Source organism: Marinomonas sp. MED121 (genome assembly GCF_000153025.1).
GTDB lineage: Bacteria > Pseudomonadota > Gammaproteobacteria > Pseudomonadales > Marinomonadaceae > Marinomonas.
Genome location: NZ_CH672431.1, coordinates 288,273 through 305,082 on the forward strand (window position 1 = coordinate 288,273; position 16,810 = coordinate 305,082).

The window sequence follows — 16,810 nt, forward strand, 5'->3', positions numbered from 1 at the left end:
AGAGATTTAATAATGAAAGATGAAGTATTAGCCCAACTGGCACAAACATTAGAAGAACGTAAAGGCGCTAGCCCAGATTCATCATATGTTGCTAGCTTGCACGCAAAAGGGTTAAATAAGATATTAGAAAAGGTCGGCGAAGAGTCTGTAGAAGCTATCATCGCGGCAAAAGATGCCTCAATATCAGGAGATAAATCTGATCTGATATACGAAACAGCTGACTTATGGTTTCACTCTTTAATCATGCTTTCTCACCTAGATTTAGGTCCAGAAGATGTTTTAAATGAACTGGCCCGTCGCTTTAACTTGTCCGGTTTGGAAGAAAAAGCCAACCGTACTAAATAACACTAGATAACCTTAATCAGGAGAAGCACTATGCTTGGTGGAATCAGCATTTGGCAACTATTAATCGTATTAGCCATTCTTATTTTAATTTTTGGTACTAAAAAGCTTAAAAACCTAGGCGGTGACTTAGGTGGAGCAGTAAAAGGCTTTAAAGAAGCAGTTAACAAAGAAGACGATAGCAACGCTCAGGCAAAAGCTATTGATGGTGAAGCTAAAAAAGACGATAAGAGCGCATAATCCGTGTTCGATATTGGCTTCTCTGAGTTACTTGTCGTGTTTATTGTAGGCCTTCTGATCCTCGGACCAGAGCGCCTACCCCAAGCGGCAAAAACTGCTGGTTTATGGATACGTAAAATCCGCCGAAGTATCAATTCTGTTCAACGCGAAATCAATGCACAGTTGGATCAAGAAGAATTGCAACGCAAGCTGGATTTAAACAATCAACGCATCATGCAAGATACACCGCCTAGCAACTCACCTGATGTGATCCAAAACACCATAACCCCTATACCTGAAAATGCTTTTAAAGCCGACGAAGCAGAGCAAGAAGCAACACCTGACTCTCCCTCTAAGCCTCAAGCTTCAGCCCAGCCAAATGAAACAGATAACAAATCTGCGATTGGCTAACACCAAGATTTAAGATGTATCTATGAGCAGCGAAACACAAAATACTCAAAGCCAAGCCCCTTTAGTCGCGCATCTTATTGAATTAAGAAACCGTCTATTAAAGTCGGTATTAGTGATTTTGCTTTGCTTCTTAGCCCTGTATGCAATCGCTAATGAATTGTATTTAGTGGTATCTGAGCCTCTTCGAGCCTTATTACCAGAAGGTAGCTCTTTAATTGCCACCGAAGTAGCCTCACCCTTTTTAGCGCCCCTAAAGCTGACCTTTTTTATTGCCGTCCTTATTTCGATTCCTTTTACGCTTTATCAAGCTTGGGCATTTATCGCTCCAGCGCTTTATAAAAACGAGAAGAAGCTTGCAATCCCCCTGTTAATCTCAAGCATCTTTCTGTTTTATGGTGGCGTTATATTTGCTTATTATGTGGTGCTCCCACTCGTGTTTGGCTTTTTCACTTCCGTAGGTCCTGGGGAAGTGACAGTCATGACAGATATAAATAATTACCTTAATTTTGTACTCAAGCTGTTTTTTGCATTTGGTGTGACCTTTGAAATTCCTATTGCCACCTACTTGTTAATCAAAGCTGGCGTCACAACGGTTGCATCGCTATCTAAAAAACGCCCTTATATCATCCTTGGCTGTTTTGTCATGGGCATGTTGATTACCCCTCCTGATATTTTCTCACAAACGCTACTAGCCATTCCTATGTGGTTGTTATTTGAGTTAGGTTTGTTAGCTGGACGCACGGTCAAGCAGGAAGAAAAAGAAGACGAGACTGAAGAAAATTTGGATAACGAAAACCAAGAAACGAATTAGCTAGAACCCACATAAAGTAAAAAAAGAGAAGCCCGACTTCTCTTTTTTTATGCCTAAAATAAAGTGTCAATATGTCGTATTGCTGCAATAACTCGTCGACTGGATACCACGGATTAGCGCTCGCGGCATTATAAGATAACCCCTATTCATTCAAACACTAGATGGTTATCAAGGACTGCACTATGTCGACTACAACAGCCCATGCTGAAATCGCCTCTTTTACACCTTATCCAATCAAGCACCTCCCAATTAATATCCAACTAGGTGAAGAGTCTCTCATTGTTGAATGGGATCACGGACACCAAAGCGAATACCACTATTTATGGCTTAGGGATAACTGTCATTGCTCTGAATGCATTGCGAGTCTTACCCGTGAACAAGTTTTTGAGATTTGTGATGTTCCCCTCACGATTAAGCCCATTGAGGCGTATATTTCAGATGACAACAGAATCATCATTCAATGGGACTTTGAACAGCATCTAAGTCAGTATCACCCTGGCTGGCTATTAAGCCACTGCTATAGCGAATCCGCTCTAAATGACAAAAAGTTAGACTCTAAGGTTTGGGATAAAGAGCGCATCCAAGGTGAACTCCCAAATACACAATACAAGAAAGTTTTAGAAAACGATGACGAGTTACTAAGCTGGCTCAAAGACTTACGAGATTATGGTCTGGCATTAGTAACCCAGGTTGATACCCAAACAAATACCTTGGTGAAAGTCGCTAATCGAATCTCTTTTATTAGAGAAACTAACTTCGGCACTATTTTTAATGTTCAAGCTAAAGCGGATGCCAATAGTACAGCCTACACCAATTTACGCTTACCTTTGCATACCGACCTTCCAACTCGTGAATTACAGCCAGGCTTACAGTTTCTTCACTGTTTGATTAATGATGCGACAGGAGGGGAATCTATTTTTGTTGATGGCTTTAAAATTGCAGAACATATGCGTGAGCACTACCCAGAGGATTTCGCCAGTTTAAGCGCCATTCCTATGTCTTTTTACAACAAGGATAAGGAGACAGATTATCGCTTTAGAGGGACAGCCATAGTTACTGATAGCAATGGCAAAATTGTTGAAGTTCGCCTAGCCAATTTTCTACGTGGCCCTATCGATGTGCCATCGCACCAAACCATGGCCTTATACAAAGCCTATCGACGTTTTATATCCCTAACACGTGAAACCAAATTTCAGCACTTTCAACGCCTTAACCAAGGCGACTTGATTGTTTTTGATAACCGCCGTGTCCTACACGCTCGCAATGCATTTGATTTAAAGGCTGGCAGAAGACACCTACAAGGCTGCTACATAGACAGAGATGAGCTCTTGTCACGCATTCGCGTATTAGAAAGAAATCGCCTGTAATTTAACATAAGTGAGTAGCCAAAGTTTTTTGGCTACTTGAGAACCTGGGAATAAGTTACCTATTCGGGTTCCCTAGTGGACTTGCGCGCGATACTGACTTGCGGTCGTACCATAAAACTCTCGATAACGACGGCTAAAATGTGCGGTTGAACTAAAGCCGCTGGCGAGGGCAATTTCCGCAATACTTAAGCCAGAATCAGATAACAAATAACGGGCATGCTCTATACGCAATTGCAAATAATAATGAGAAGGAGAGCAAGCAAGATGCTGTTGAAAAAGGCGCTCCAATTGTCTAACAGAAATCGAAAGTTGGTGTGCTAATTCAGCGGTACTGATTGGACTTTCAAGGTAAGTACTCATCAATTCAAGTGCTTTTAGCACTTTAGGATGGTGTAAGTTTAGTTTTTTTGACCAAGCCAGTCGTTGATGATCTGAATGATTTCTAGCACCCGATTTAATCAGCTGTTCACACACCAAAATAGCGAGCTCTGGTTTGAAGTAATGCTCAATCAAATACAGCATCATATCCGTAGCTGCCGTACCACCAGCACAAGTAATACTTCTACCATCAATTTCAAAGAGCTCATTACTCACGTTTAAATGAGGGTATCTTTCTTGAAATGCGGGTTTTGCTTCCCAATGTAAGGTGACGGTTTGATCTTCTATCAATTTCGCTTTTGCTAAGAGATAACAACCCGTATCCAAAGCCCCTATCATACAAGTTTGTCGTTTCAATTCACGCAACCATTGTATGCAGGCATCTGAGGTGTATTTCTCAGGAGAGAAACTCGCATTTACAAACAAGTTTCGAATAACAGGCTGGGCACTGATTGAGACAGAGTCCTGCAAAGCCATGCCATTGCTTGCGATAACAGGCTTGCCTGTTTCACTCAAACATTGCCAGCGAAAGAGAGTTTTTCCAGCCAAACGGTTTGCGATGCGAAGAGGTTCTATCGCGGAGAGTAAGGAGACCATGGCATACTCGGGCAAAAGAAAAAAAGACAGAGTGAACACACCATCTTCATCCGTAATCAGAGGACTTTCTGTTTTTTTATTGTCCGAGAACATTAGGTCAACTCCATAAAAAAGGGATATGAAGCACAAGCAGAGATACTTCATATCCAAATATTTAGCCAACAAGCTAAAAGTTACAAGGGGGTCGCTTCCTTATCTGGCGCTTTGGAGGACGCTGCGGCTTCACCTAACAAGGATTTAAGCACTCCTAAGGTCATCACAACAATAATGACGCTTAAGGGGAGAGCGGCTGCAATATTTGCTGTTTGCAAAGCACTTAAGCCACCAGAAACAAGCAAGGCGGCGGCAACTAAACCAATCACGATCCCCCAAAACACACGAAATACTTTTGGTGGTTCTTCATTCCCCAAAGACAGAATGGTCGTTAATACCAAGGTGCCCGAGTCCGAAGAGGTGACAAACCAACTCATGAGTAGAAACACCATCATGGCAGACACTATCCAGCCAATAACACCTTCGCCAAAGATTCCGTCAGAGCTAGCAAATAAAGCTGCGGGTAAGTTCCAAGCTTTCACAAGCTCAATAATACCGGCATTCCCCACCCCAGCACTGGCTGTTAATTCTTGAAAAAGCGCGGTACCACCAAAGATTCCAAGCCATACAAAGATAATGATGGTAGGCACTAGCAAGACACCGATAACAAACTCTCTTAGGGTACGTCCGCGAGAAATACGCGCGATAAACAAACCGACAAAAGGCGCCCAAGCTAGCCACCAGCCCCAATAAAACACCGTCCAGCCATTTTGCCATTTTGCAGGCCCCTCTTCCTCTGGAAACCAAAGTCCCATTTGTACAAAGTTTGCAAGATAGTCCCCTAACGAGGCACCAAAAATAGCTAAAAGCCAGCTTGTCGGTCCGCCAAATAAAAAGAAAGCGATGACCAAAATAGAAATAATAATGTTCCATTGGGAGATAATGCGAATACCGCGCCCAACACCCGATAGTGCGGATAAAATGGACACTATGCTAATCAAAACAATCAAGACGAGCTGAGTTGGTATATCAGAGTCAACGCCGATTAGCCTTTCAAGCCCAACAGACATCTGACTGACACCTAACCCCAGTGACGTTGCTACACCAAACACACACCCTAGCACACCAAAAATATCGACAATATGCCCTATTGGTCCATAAATACGATCGCCAATAAAAGGATAAAGTGCAGAGCGCAGCGCTAGCGGGAGTTTTTTACGATAAGCAAAATAGGCTAATGACATGCCGACGATGACATAAACCGCCCAACCATGAAAACCCCAATGGAAAAATGTCACTCTCAGGGCATCGACCGCACGATCGTAGCCAATTGCTCCTGCACCTGCCATATCCGCATAAGGATTATTTGGGTAACCAAAGGCGCCACTGTTATCTAAATAGAATATCGGCTCAGCAACCCCAAAGAATAAGATGCCGATACCAATACCAGCGGAAAAAAGCATAGAAAACCAAGCAAAATTACTAAAATCCGGCCGGCTATCATCATCACCTAAACGCACACTACCGAATCGACTAAAGACGATAAAAGCACAAACAGCGATTAAGAAAACAATAGTGACCATGTAATACCAGCCAAAGGTCACTTCAATCCAGGTGCGAATGCTGCCAAATAGCTCCCCAGCTAATTCAGTATTCAACCCAGTAAATAAGACGAACAAGAGCACTAAGAGTGACGAACTGATCGTCATGCCTTTATGCATTCCTTTAAATAGCCCAGACTGGGCCAGTTTTTCAGCTTTAAATACCCTAGACTCTGATGCTTCAAAGCCTTCTTGAGGGGTAGGTGACATAAGCGTATTCTCCATTTCTATAGTTTTTATTAAGAGAGCTTTCTTTATTTTTTTACGACCTCTTTTCACCGCGTTGGCATCCATGCCAGACCAGTCTTCCTGAACTCACACATATCAAACGCTTAGCGTTTAATACCTTTCTCCGCCCGATATTCGTCTAGGGTTTGCATAATACGAATAAGGCAATCATCTCGCTCTTGCACTAACTCATCGATGGACGCACCATTGGCTTGCGTCAAGCACCCTGCCACCATGTCATCTTTCAACTCTTGAGTCAGTTTTGGCGCTTTTAAACGCGTCCAAGGCTCTTCTAATGCATCTTCAAAGTGATCTAACAAATGCGCCATACCACCTTGCCCACCACCTAAATGGAAGGTTAAGCAATGTCCCATAATGGCCCAACGTAAACCCGGCCCATAAGCAATCGCCTTATCTATGTCTTCAACTGAGCATTCTTTGTTAGCTACCATATGAAGCGCTTCACGCCATAAGGCTTCTTGTAGGCGGTTACCAATAAAGCCAGGTAGCTCTTTATCCATTTTGGCCACTTGCTTTTCCGTTGCCTCGTAAAAAGCCGCAGTCCAATCAACCACTTCTTGACTGGTTCTTTCACCGCCACAAACTTCACAAAAAGGCACTAAATAAGGTGGGTTAAAAGGATGACCAACGACAAACCTATCAGGTTGCGTCTCAAGTTCATTTGCCATATCTGTCATGGCAAATCCTGAGGTACTGGAAATAATCACGACATCAGCAGGCACAATGCAATCAAGGTCAGCAAACAAACTACGTTTAGCATCCAATCGCTCTGGTGTACTTTCTTGGATAACCTCAACCTGATTAGCTAAGGCATCAAGAGAATCAACAAAGCGTAATTTATCTTTGCTGGCCCCTTCTCTTAAGCCCAACTTTTCAATGGTGGGCCAAATATTGTCGACCATGGTCAACAGCTTTTCTTTTGAATTAGGGCCAGGGTCGTAAGCAACGACTTCCATTCCCATGCGAAGGTAATGCAGAGCCCAAGCGCCACCAATAACACCTGTGCCTATTACCCCAACTTTTGATACCTGATCCGGATTAGGACGTGCCATCATCTATCTCCTATTGAGTGCCACGTAGGCGTAATTTTTCACGGGCTTGAGTTGGGCTTAAAATACGTGCTCCCATACTCTCGATAAGATTGACTGAGCGCTCTACCAATTGACCATTCGTTGCCAATACGCCTTTACCTAAATACAAGTTGTCTTCCAAGCCCACACGGACATGGCCGCCTAATAAGACCGACTGAGCAGCCCAAGGCAATTGGTTGCGGCCCAAGGCAAACGCTGTCCATTGGCTGTGATCAGGCAACATATCCACCATGCCTTTTAATAAAGTAAAGTCCGGTGGTGCTCCCCAAGGGATTCCCTGACACAGTTGGAACATGGCATTGTCATCAAGCAAGCCTTCTTTCATCATTTGCAGAGCAAACCAAAGGTTACCTGTATCAAATATTTCTAATTCAACCGTGACACCTAGCTCTTTAATACGAGCAGCGCCAAGGCGAAGCATGTCGGGTGTCGACACATAAACAAGATTGTTATCACCAAAATTTAATGAGCCGCAATCTAGGGTACAGATTTCAGGTTTTAGCTCTTCAATATGAACAAGACGTTCGAGCCCACCAACTAGATCTGTTTCTGGGCAAAATGCCGTTGGGTTTTCTTCTGGACCAATATAAAGGTCGCCACCCATACCAGCGGTTAGATTAATAACAATGTCACAGTTAGATGCTCGAAGACGCTCACACACTTCAGCGTAAAGGTCGACTCGTCTAGAGCCTTGCTTTGTCTCTGGGTCTCGAACATGAATATGGGCAATGGCAGCACCGGCATTCCAAGCTTCTATCGCTGAATTCGCAATTTGCTCTGGGGTAACGGGCACATTTGGGTTTTTATCTGCGGTATCCCCAGCACCATTAATAGCGCAAGTAATAATGACATCTTGATTCATCATAAGGACTCTTTCATGGGTTAAATAAAAACGAGAGATAAGTCGGTATGCCTAACTCTCATCATCAAGTGACATCAAAGTTACACCTTAAAAAAGGATAATTTTGTCTAAAATCGATGATTAATAACCTAAAAACCACGCAAAAGAAGGGATGTCGTAAATAGATACGACTATCTGTTTACGACATTTTGAGACGGATATTTTGCCTTTGAACTATCTTTCTCGACTTGGAAGTTTGGAGAATTGTGCTTGATAACAACGGCTGAAATGGGAAAGAGAAACAAAGCCACAAGCAGTCGCCACCGAGGTTACGCTGTCTTTGGTTTGCTGTAGCATCCAACGGGCTTTCTCTAGCCTAAGCTGACGATAAAAGGCCTTTGGCGTTTGTGCTAGATGTCGTTTAAATAAACGCTCAAGCTCCCTATCTGAAATACCAATATGCTCAGCCAGCTCTGCGATCAATAGAGGCTCTTCAATATTTTGCTCCATTAATTGCACGGCTTCGAGCAAATTTGGGTTACGGCTATCGAGACGAAGCTGCAAGGAGCGTCGCTGCGGTTCGCTGTGCTCCCTTTGATGCGTATAAACAAGCTCGTCAGCCACCAAGGTCGCCAACTCTTGACCATGCTGTGCTCTAATCAGATAGAGCATCATATCAAGCCCTGCTAAGGCACCAGGACAAGAAAAGCGTTTCCTATCTATCACTAACAGTTCCTGCACCAAGGTTACCTTAGGAAAAGCCTCCTGAGTGGTTTCATGGTTTTCCCAGTGCATAGTTGCGCGATAACCATCTAAGATACCCGCCGCAGCCGCAATATAAGCGCCTGTATCCTGACAACCAATATCCGCACCATAATGACTTTGCTGTCGAATAAAGCCTAATAGGGCTGGGGTAGTTACCAAATCAGGATCACTACCTGAGCAAATAATCAGAGTTTCGCACTTCTCAACCGTTTTAAGGTCGGTATGAGTCATGATCTCAATACTGTCACTGCTTGCGATCAAACCACCCTTTTCTGAGATAAGTTGCCATTCATACAGTTCCTCACCTTGGGTACGATTCGCATGGCGTAAAGGGTCTAACATGGCTGTTAAGCCAAACAGAGAAAAGCCTGGCAGTAACAGAAAATAAACCTTTTGCACGCTCGTTCTTGATGGATCACCAAACAAGTTTCATCTCCTTTCCCCATTAAAACGTCGATAATAATCAATTTATATGCGACTTTAATCAATAGCATAGTTTTTTTATGTCTAGCATAGGAGCCAGCCAAACCATTTACCTGAACTAGGAGCAGCAATGCCAAGCCAAACAGCACAGGCAGAACATACCAGCGATATGATTAACTTATTTGAAAGCCCCGTTTTGCCTGAATGGATAGATTATAACGGGCACATGAATGATGCCTATTATGTGGTCGCTTTTAGTCAGGCTATTGACGCCTTTATGTTGCATATTGGTCTGGATGAAACCTTTAGAGAAGAACAAAGCGTTTCTATTTACACCCTTCAAAGCATGGTGACTTACCTAAAAGAAGTCGCCGAAGCTGAGCCCATCATTATTCAAGGGCAGTTATTAGAGAGTGATAGCAAGAAGCTAAGGCTTTTTATGACCATGTACCATGGGCAAACACATGATGAATTAGCCACCATGGAAACCTTGTTATTACATATGGATATGCAAGCACATAGAGCGGCACCTTTCTTAGAGAAAACTCAATCTTTGGTGAATAACATACAAGCGGCTCACAATTTATTAGAAACGCCAGCTAATGCGGGTAAAGCCATTGCGATTAGACGCCCTAAATCTTAACTATTGTTTTCTAGAGCAGTTTCTTTCTAAAGCAGTAACTTTCTCAAAGAGCATAAAAAGGGTGTCCAATGGACACCCTTTTTATTGATGAGTATGACAAGAGAGCAGAAAAACGATTAGTTAGAAAGCGCGGCTGCGATTCCCATACCACCGCCAATGCACAAGGTCGCAAGGCCTCGTTTAGCCTCACGTTTTTGCATCTCATGGATCAAGCTCACCAAGATACGACAACCTGAGGCACCAATGGGATGCCCAAGCGCAATGGCACCACCATTTACATTCACTTTAGTGGTATCAAAACCAAGCTCTTTATTCACCGTCATGGCTTGTACCGCAAAGGCTTCATTGGCTTCGATAAGATCGAGGCTAGCGATCTCCCAACCTACTTTGTCTAAGCACTTACGAGTGGCATGAATAGGCCCTGTTCCCATAATTTCTGGGGCACAGCCTGAGCTTGCAAAGCCTTCTAAGGTTGCAAGAACCGTTAAACCCAGCTCATCTGCTTTTTCTTTTGTGGTGACAACAACCATAGCCGCACCATCATTGATGGTCGATGCGTTACCTGCTGTCACTGTGCCTTCTTTGTTAAACGCAGGACGAAGTTTGGCAAGGGAGGCAAGCTCAGTGCCATGTCTTGGCTGTTCGTCAGTATCGACGATCAGGTCATCTTTACGACGCTGAGGCACACGAATAGGAATAATTTCTTGCTCAAATTGACCTGCTTCCATGGCAACTTGTGCTTTTTGCTGAGAGGCGACAGCAAACGCATCTTGCTCATCACGGCTCACACCCCATTTTTTAGCGATATTTTCTGCCGTAATACCCATGTGGTAATCATTAAAGGCATCCCATAAACCATCACTTATCATGGTATCTTTTAATGCCCAATTACCCATTTTCTGACCATTACGACTATTAGGTAGCACATGTGCCGCTTGGCTCATGCTTTCTTGACCACCGGCAACCACCATTTGCGCATCACCCGCTAACAGCGCTTGAGCCGCCATTTGCACGGCTTTTAAACCAGAACCACACACCTTATTAATCGTGAGTGCGGATACAGATTCAGCAAGGCCAGCATTAAGCATTGTTTGGCGGGCTGGGTTCTGACCACAACCTGCCGTTAAAACTTGCCCTAAAATGACTTCGTCAATGTGATCTTTTAGTACTGGCTGTTTTTCGAGCAAACCCGCTAATACTTGCTTACCTAGTTCAACAGCAGACAAAGATGATAAGCTGCCATTAAACGCGCCTACCGCAGAGCGGCCTGCCGCTACAATTACAATTTGCATAACTTAACTACCTGTCTCTTAATTAAAACGTCATTTCTGGAACATGATCAGGCACGATCAAACGGCCTTGGGTTTTTGCTTGAATCTCTTCCACTGAAACCCCAGGTGCACGTTCCTTCAGAATAAAAGCACCGTCTTCAATCTCAAGCCAAGCAAGGTCAGTCAGTACCTTTTTGATACAGCCTTTACCTGTTAGCGGTAAGCTGCAGGCCTCTAACAGTTTAGAGTCACCATTTTTTGATGCGTGAGTCATGGTAACAATAATATTGTCAGCACCAGCAACCAAATCCATTGCGCCCCCCATGCCTTTAATTAACTTCTTAGGAATCATCCAAGATGCAATGTTACCGCTCACATCAACTTCGAAAGCCCCTAAAACGGTCAGATCTACATGGCCGCCTCGAATCATGGCAAAGGATTCAGCCGACGAGAAAATAGAGCTACCAGACACTGCAGTTACTGTCTGTTTACCGGCATTAATCATGTCTGCATCTAGTTCGTCTTCGGTTGGAAAGGCACCCATACCGAGTAAGCCATTTTCTGATTGCAGCATGACTTCCATACCTTCTGGCACAAAGTTAGCTACTAAAGTGGGAATACCAATACCTAGGTTTACGTAAAAACCATCTTCTAGTTCACGTGCCACTCGAATGGCCATTTGATCACGGGAAAGAGTCATAAAATCACCTATATAATTTAGAAATCAAACGCCTTATTCAGACACTGTTCGCTTTTCAATACGTTTTTCAAAGGTACCTACAATCACCCTATCCACATAAATCCCTGGAGTGTGAATATGAGCAGGATCAAGAGAACCGGTTTCGACTAATTCTTCCACTTCAACCACGGTAATCTTGCCGGCAGTTGCGGCAAGTGGGTTGAAGTTTTGCGCAGTATGGCGATAGATAACATTACCGTATTTGTCTGCTTTCCAGCCTTTTACTATGGCAAAGTCACCTGTAATAGACTCTTCTAACAGGTACTCACGACCATTAAATTCGCGGGTATCTTTACCTTCAGCAACCGGTGTTCCCACCCCTGTTGCGGTATAAAATGCCGGTATACCTGCACCGCCTGCACGCATTTTTTCAGCCAAGGTACCTTGTGGTGTTAGCTCGACTTCCAAGTCACCTTCTAATAACTGCTTTTCAAATAAAGCGTTTTCACCCACATAAGAAGACACCATTTTTTTGATTTGCATATCTTCTAACAAGATGCCAAGACCAAAACCATCTACCCCACAGTTATTAGAAACCACAGTTAAGTTTTTGGTTTGCTTACGTTTAATCTCACTAATCAAATTCTCAGGAATACCACACAGACCAAAACCGCCTGCTAAAACCGTCATTCCGTCTTCTAGACCTGCAAGGGCTTCCTCGTAGGTGTCTACTACCTTATTAAAACCAGCCATGTGTTCACCTCAAATTAATACATGCTTTATTTGATATTAGTTTGTATCATCTTCACTCATTAATTAAGTTTATAATTTTTATCTATTAATACTTTTTACTTATTAATCTTTTAACATATTAAATAGCTTTAGCATGCGCAATATTAACAATGGATACCTGACATGAACCCGAAACAACTCAAAGTCTTCCTTGCTGTAGCAAGAACCAAAAGTTTTGCCGAAGCTGCGGCTTTAGTTCATATGTCACAACCTGCTGTCAGCTTATCCATTAAAAATTTAGAAGACTCCCTAGGTGGCAGACTCTTTACTCGCACCACGAGAACCACTCACCTCACCCCAGAAGGTGAAGCCCTTATGCCCATTGCCAAGTCATTATTAGCCTCTTGGGCCGATGCGGAACATGAACTACATCAAAGATTTACCTTAAATATGGGAAAAATAGCCCTCGCCGCCATGCCCTCCTTTGCAGCATCCTTATTACCGCAAAGTTTGCTCAAATATAGACAGAAGCATGCCAATATAAAGGTGGAAGTACATGACGTACTCGCTGATACCGTGGTGGAGTTAGTGCGTTCAGGACAAATGGAAATCGGTATTTCCTTTGCCCCAGAAAACACCCAAGATCTGAATTTTCAAACCCTGTTTAATGATAGGTTTATTGCGGTAGTGCCCAATAATAGTCCCTTAAGAGATGTTGATGAGCTCACTTGGGCTCAGTTATTGGAATATGACTTTATCACCTTACAACGACCATCCAGTGTGCGTAGCATGATAGAAGAAGCATTATTTAAAGAGTCGATTGAGTTACAGGTTACTTTTGATGCCCACCAACTTGCCACGATCGGCCGTATGGTGGCGGAAGGCTTAGGCGTCGCTGTGGTGCCAGCTTTATGCGAGCGTCAAATGAAGGAGCAAGGCGCTATTTGTTTACCCATTAAAGCGCCTATCATTGCCAGAAATGTGGGTATCATCACCAAAGCTAAAACACCGCTTTCTATTGCGGCTGAGGCCATGGTGGAAACCTTGATTGAAACCTTTGCCAATGACAAGACTAAATGACAAGACTAAATAAAAAGCCTTCAGCACTTTTTATGAGAAAATTAAAAGCGCTTTCTATGAGAGAGTAAAAAGCGCTTAGTCCAACATAAAAGTGACAGGTCCATCATTAATTAAGGCCACTTGCATGTCTGCCCCAAACTCACCTGTCGCTACCTTGTCGTGTTGCTTGCGCACCATATCCACAAATACATTAAACAAACGCTCTGCTTCAGCGGGCACAGCAGCCGTTGAAAACCCAGGTCGCAAGCCTTTTTTGGTTTCAGCCGCCAAGGTGAACTGCGAAACAAGCAGCACACCACCTTCAACTTGCTTGACGTTAAGGTTCATCTTGCCTTCTTCATCGCCAAACATGCGGTACTTTAATAGCTTATCCGCTAAACGCTGAAGGTCTGCTTCCGTATCGGCTTTTTCAATACCCACCAGCACCATCTGCCCATGATCTATGGCGCCAATCACCTCACCCGCCACAGTCACACTGGCTTGTTTTGCTCTTTGTATCAGTAGTTTCATTTTTATTCCTGATTTAGATATTCTTCAACTAAAAACAAACTTGCTGAGCCTGCAATATTAATAGTTACTCTAGCAAAGTGCTGCTCTAATTCTATATTCTTATTATTTAAATCGTGTGCATCGCCATATTGCGTACGAAACGTTTCAATTGCATCTACTGAATTAGATAAAAGTTTTAGCGTTTTTTTTCTAATAGGATTAACTTGATTAAATTGACCAGTTTCTAAAGTAGAAATTACTTCTGCAGACAAAGAGGTCAAGCTTTTAGCACTATCAGTATTTTTCCCCTTCGCATTTAAAACCCTCTTACAAACACCTTCAATCATGGTTCTAGAAAGTGTAAAAGCATTTCCTAGATTATTCCTTTCAATACTATCTAATGCATCTTTCCAATATTGATGTACATCTTTTGAGTCAAATTTTTTATCAAAATCTGATAACTTATCTAACAAACCTTCATTCATTGGAGCTTTATTAATTAAGTAGTTTTTTATCCTTTCAAAATCATTTTTAATAAACTCTTGTTTTTGAGGAGTATGATAGTCTTTATACTTATTCTGAAAAAAAGTTTTTATGGAGTTCAGGGAGTTATTTTGAATCAGCAATTTTGGAAGATAAGACTTTAGTGCTTCTTGCTCAATCAGTTTATTTCTTAATATTTGATAATGTAGATCGTCATCTGAAATGTTACTTAAGTAACTTTCAGCGGTTAAATTAAGAATCGTAATAATTTGCTCACAGACTTCTTCAACAGTAGATATGTGATCTAACCCAAATCCTTTTTCTATTTCAATTTGCATTGTGTGTCCTTTCAAAAATCAACTTCATCTATCAATAAACAAAAAAAGCGCCCGAAGGCGCTTTTTGAAACACTAAAAGCCGTGAGGCTTTAGGTGTTTAACTTACTTACGACCCGCACGTTTACGTTCGTTTTCAGTCAATAGTTTCTTACGTACACGGATGCTGTCCGGTGTTACTTCGACTAGCTCGTCATCTTCGATGAACTCAAGTGCCTGTTCAAGTGTGTGACGAATTGGTGGAGTCAGTGTTAGAGCTTCATCAGTACCAGATGCACGTACGTTAGTTAGCTGCTTACCTTTAACAGGGTTAACCGCTAGATCGTTGTCACGAGAGTGAATACCGATAATTTGACCTTCGTATACTTCAACCGCATGGCCTAGGAACATACGACCACGGCTTTGTAGGTTGAATAGTGAGTAAGCAGCTGTTTTACCTGCAAGCATACTAACTAGTACACCATTCTTACGACTTTGTACTTCACCTACTTTAACTGGACCATAGTGGTCAAATACGCTGGTCATGATACCTGAACCAGAAGTAAGGGTTAGGAACAAACCACGGAAACCAATCAAGCCACGAGAAGGCATCATGAATTCAAGACGTGTACGGCCTTTACCATCTGGTTCCATGTTAGTTAGTTCTGCTTTACGCAAACCTAGCTCTTCCATGATGGCACCTTGATGCTGGTCTTCAACATCGATAACCACTTGTTCAAATGGTTCAGACATTACGCCGTCGATTTCTTTGGTGACAACTTCTGGACGAGATACACCCATTTCGAAGCCTTCACGACGCATTGTTTCGATCAATACAGATAAGTGAAGCTCACCACGACCAGAAACGATGAATTTATCCGGTGTATCACCTTGTTCTACGCGCAATGCAACGTTGTGGATAAGCTCTTGGTCTAGACGGTCTTTGATGTTACGAGTCGTAACGAACTTACCTTCTTTACCAGCGAATGGAGAATCGTTAACGATGAAGTTCATGCTAACGGTTGGCTCATCTACGCTTAGCGCAGGTAGCGCTTCAACATTTGTTGGCTCACACAAGGTATCAGAGATACTTAGCTTGTCGATACCATTGATACATACGATGTCACCCGCAGTCGCTAGTTCAGTATCGATACGGTCAAGACCCATGTAGCCTTTCACGTTTAGTACTTTACCTTTACGCTCAGAACCATCAGCCGATTTAATAACCACTTGTTGGTTAGGAGAAAGCTTACCACGTGTGATACGGCCTACACCGATTACACCGACATAGCTGTCATAATCCAGTGCAGAAATCTGCATTTGGAAGTCACCTTCAGGATCAACCTTAGGTGCTGGTACGCTATCTACGATCATTTGATAAAGTGGCGTCATGTCTTCAGCCATTTCTTCTGGATCTTCACCTGCAATACCATTGATTGCAGATGCGTAGATAACAGGGAAGTCTAATTGCTCTTCTGTTGCGCCTAGACTATCAAAAAGATCAAAAACTTGATCCATTACATAATCAGGACGCGCACCAGGACGGTCAATCTTGTTGATTACAACGATTGGACGTAGGCCCTGTTCGAATGCTTTAGAGGTTACGAAGCGAGTTTGTGGCATAGGACCATCAACGGCATCAACCAGTAGACATACGCAGTCAACCATAGATAGTACACGCTCTACTTCACCACCGAAGTCGGCGTGTCCAGGTGTGTCTACGATGTTGATGCGGTAGTCATTCCATTTGATGGCTGTGTTTTTAGCCAAGATGGTAATACCACGTTCTTTTTCTTGGTCGTTTGAGTCCATGATACGCTCAGCGCCTTCGTCCTTGCGATCGAGGGTACCTGATTGGCTCAAAAGTTTATCAACCAAGGTAGTTTTACCATGGTCAACGTGGGCTATAATGGCGATGTTTCTTAAATTCTCGATCACAGTAGTGTTTCTCGGCTAGCTGATAAAAAGTTGCGCGCATTATAGGCGATCTT

The 16,810-nt window shown here is 42.9% G+C and carries 18 protein-coding genes; 7 read left to right on the top strand and 11 right to left on the bottom strand.

The genetic code is table 11. From position 1 onward, the window contains the following. The first annotated feature begins 12 nt into the window (after window positions 1–12). The 5 genes from MED121_RS12870 (at window position 13) to MED121_RS12890 (ending at window position 3,150) form a co-directional block, all read left to right on the top strand. Window positions 13–345, top strand: a complete 333-nt coding sequence (locus tag MED121_RS12870) for a phosphoribosyl-ATP diphosphatase (protein WP_009834144.1) — start codon at window positions 13–15, stop codon at window positions 343–345. 30 nt (window positions 346–375) lie between these two features. Next, on the top strand, window positions 376–582 hold the full coding sequence (gene tatA, locus MED121_RS12875) for a Sec-independent protein translocase subunit TatA (RefSeq protein WP_009834145.1): 207 nt from the start codon (window positions 376–378) through the stop codon (window positions 580–582). A 3-nt stretch (window positions 583–585) separates the two neighbouring features. Continuing rightward, window positions 586–972, top strand: a complete 387-nt coding sequence (gene tatB / locus MED121_RS12880; RefSeq protein WP_009834146.1) for a Sec-independent protein translocase protein TatB — start codon at window positions 586–588, stop codon at window positions 970–972. A gap of 22 nt (window positions 973–994) precedes the next feature. Further along, a complete protein-coding gene (tatC, locus tag MED121_RS12885) occupies window positions 995–1,783 on the top strand; it encodes a twin-arginine translocase subunit TatC (protein ID WP_009834147.1) in 789 nt (262 codons plus the stop codon). A gap of 182 nt (window positions 1,784–1,965) precedes the next feature. Continuing rightward, a complete protein-coding gene (locus MED121_RS12890; protein WP_009834148.1) occupies window positions 1,966–3,150 on the top strand; it encodes a TauD/TfdA family dioxygenase in 1,185 nt (394 codons plus the stop codon). A 72-nt stretch (window positions 3,151–3,222) separates the two neighbouring features. On the opposite strand, the gene MED121_RS12895 is transcribed toward MED121_RS12890, so the two are convergent. The 5 genes from MED121_RS12895 to MED121_RS12915 all read right to left on the bottom strand — a co-directional run bounded on the left by MED121_RS12895 (window position 3,223) and on the right by MED121_RS12915 (window position 9,131). Then, a complete protein-coding gene (locus MED121_RS12895) occupies window positions 3,223–4,218 on the bottom strand; it encodes a GlxA family transcriptional regulator (RefSeq protein ID WP_009834149.1) in 996 nt (331 codons plus the stop codon). A gap of 80 nt (window positions 4,219–4,298) precedes the next feature. After that, window positions 4,299–5,969, bottom strand: coding sequence for a BCCT family transporter (locus MED121_RS12900; protein ID WP_036180699.1), 1,671 nt, complete (start codon window positions 5,967–5,969; stop codon window positions 4,299–4,301). 122 nt (window positions 5,970–6,091) lie between these two features. Continuing rightward, the gene (locus tag MED121_RS12905; protein ID WP_116371630.1) at window positions 6,092–7,060 is read right to left on the bottom strand and encodes a 3-hydroxyacyl-CoA dehydrogenase NAD-binding domain-containing protein; all 969 of its coding nucleotides are present in this window, start codon (window positions 7,058–7,060) and stop codon (window positions 6,092–6,094) included. A 10-nt stretch (window positions 7,061–7,070) separates the two neighbouring features. After that, on the bottom strand, window positions 7,071–7,961 hold the full coding sequence (locus tag MED121_RS12910; protein WP_036180702.1) for a 3-keto-5-aminohexanoate cleavage protein: 891 nt from the start codon (window positions 7,959–7,961) through the stop codon (window positions 7,071–7,073). 213 nt (window positions 7,962–8,174) lie between these two features. After that, window positions 8,175–9,131, bottom strand: coding sequence for a GlxA family transcriptional regulator (locus tag MED121_RS12915; protein ID WP_036180457.1), 957 nt, complete (start codon window positions 9,129–9,131; stop codon window positions 8,175–8,177). 127 nt (window positions 9,132–9,258) lie between these two features. Between MED121_RS12915 and MED121_RS12920 the strand changes: the two genes are divergently transcribed. After that, window positions 9,259–9,771 (top strand): thioesterase family protein, encoded by a 513-nt coding sequence (locus MED121_RS12920; RefSeq protein ID WP_009834154.1) that lies wholly within the window; start codon window positions 9,259–9,261, stop codon window positions 9,769–9,771. A 116-nt stretch (window positions 9,772–9,887) separates the two neighbouring features. Here the strand turns inward: MED121_RS12920 and MED121_RS12925 are convergent, their stop codons facing one another. The 3 genes from MED121_RS12925 to MED121_RS12935 are packed head-to-tail and all read right to left on the bottom strand — an operon-like array spanning window position 9,888 to window position 12,474. Further along, window positions 9,888–11,063: an acetyl-CoA C-acetyltransferase gene (locus tag MED121_RS12925; RefSeq protein ID WP_009834155.1), complete on the bottom strand. Its 1,176-nt coding sequence runs from the start codon at window positions 11,061–11,063 to the stop codon at window positions 9,888–9,890. A gap of 22 nt (window positions 11,064–11,085) precedes the next feature. Next, complete coding sequence (locus MED121_RS12930) at window positions 11,086–11,742, bottom strand: 3-oxoacid CoA-transferase subunit B (protein WP_009834156.1); 657 nt, start codon at window positions 11,740–11,742, stop codon at window positions 11,086–11,088. A 33-nt stretch (window positions 11,743–11,775) separates the two neighbouring features. Next, window positions 11,776–12,474, bottom strand: a complete 699-nt coding sequence (locus MED121_RS12935; RefSeq protein WP_009834157.1) for a CoA transferase subunit A — start codon at window positions 12,472–12,474, stop codon at window positions 11,776–11,778. Window positions 12,475–12,636: 162 nt separating this feature from the next. Between MED121_RS12935 and MED121_RS12940 the strand changes: the two genes are divergently transcribed. Continuing rightward, window positions 12,637–13,533 (top strand): LysR family transcriptional regulator, encoded by an 897-nt coding sequence (locus tag MED121_RS12940; RefSeq protein ID WP_009834158.1) that lies wholly within the window; start codon window positions 12,637–12,639, stop codon window positions 13,531–13,533. Window positions 13,534–13,608: 75 nt separating this feature from the next. Here MED121_RS12940 and dtd read toward each other — a convergent pair whose 3' ends face one another. From dtd to typA, 3 genes are all read right to left on the bottom strand, one after another. Continuing rightward, complete coding sequence (gene dtd, locus MED121_RS12945; RefSeq protein WP_009834159.1) at window positions 13,609–14,043, bottom strand: D-aminoacyl-tRNA deacylase; 435 nt, start codon at window positions 14,041–14,043, stop codon at window positions 13,609–13,611. Window positions 14,044–14,045: 2 nt separating this feature from the next. Then, window positions 14,046–14,843 (bottom strand): abortive infection family protein, encoded by a 798-nt coding sequence (locus tag MED121_RS12950; RefSeq protein ID WP_009834160.1) that lies wholly within the window; start codon window positions 14,841–14,843, stop codon window positions 14,046–14,048. A 102-nt stretch (window positions 14,844–14,945) separates the two neighbouring features. Next, window positions 14,946–16,757, bottom strand: coding sequence for a translational GTPase TypA (typA, locus tag MED121_RS12955; RefSeq protein WP_009834161.1), 1,812 nt, complete (start codon window positions 16,755–16,757; stop codon window positions 14,946–14,948). Window positions 16,758–16,810: the final 53 nt, after the last annotated feature.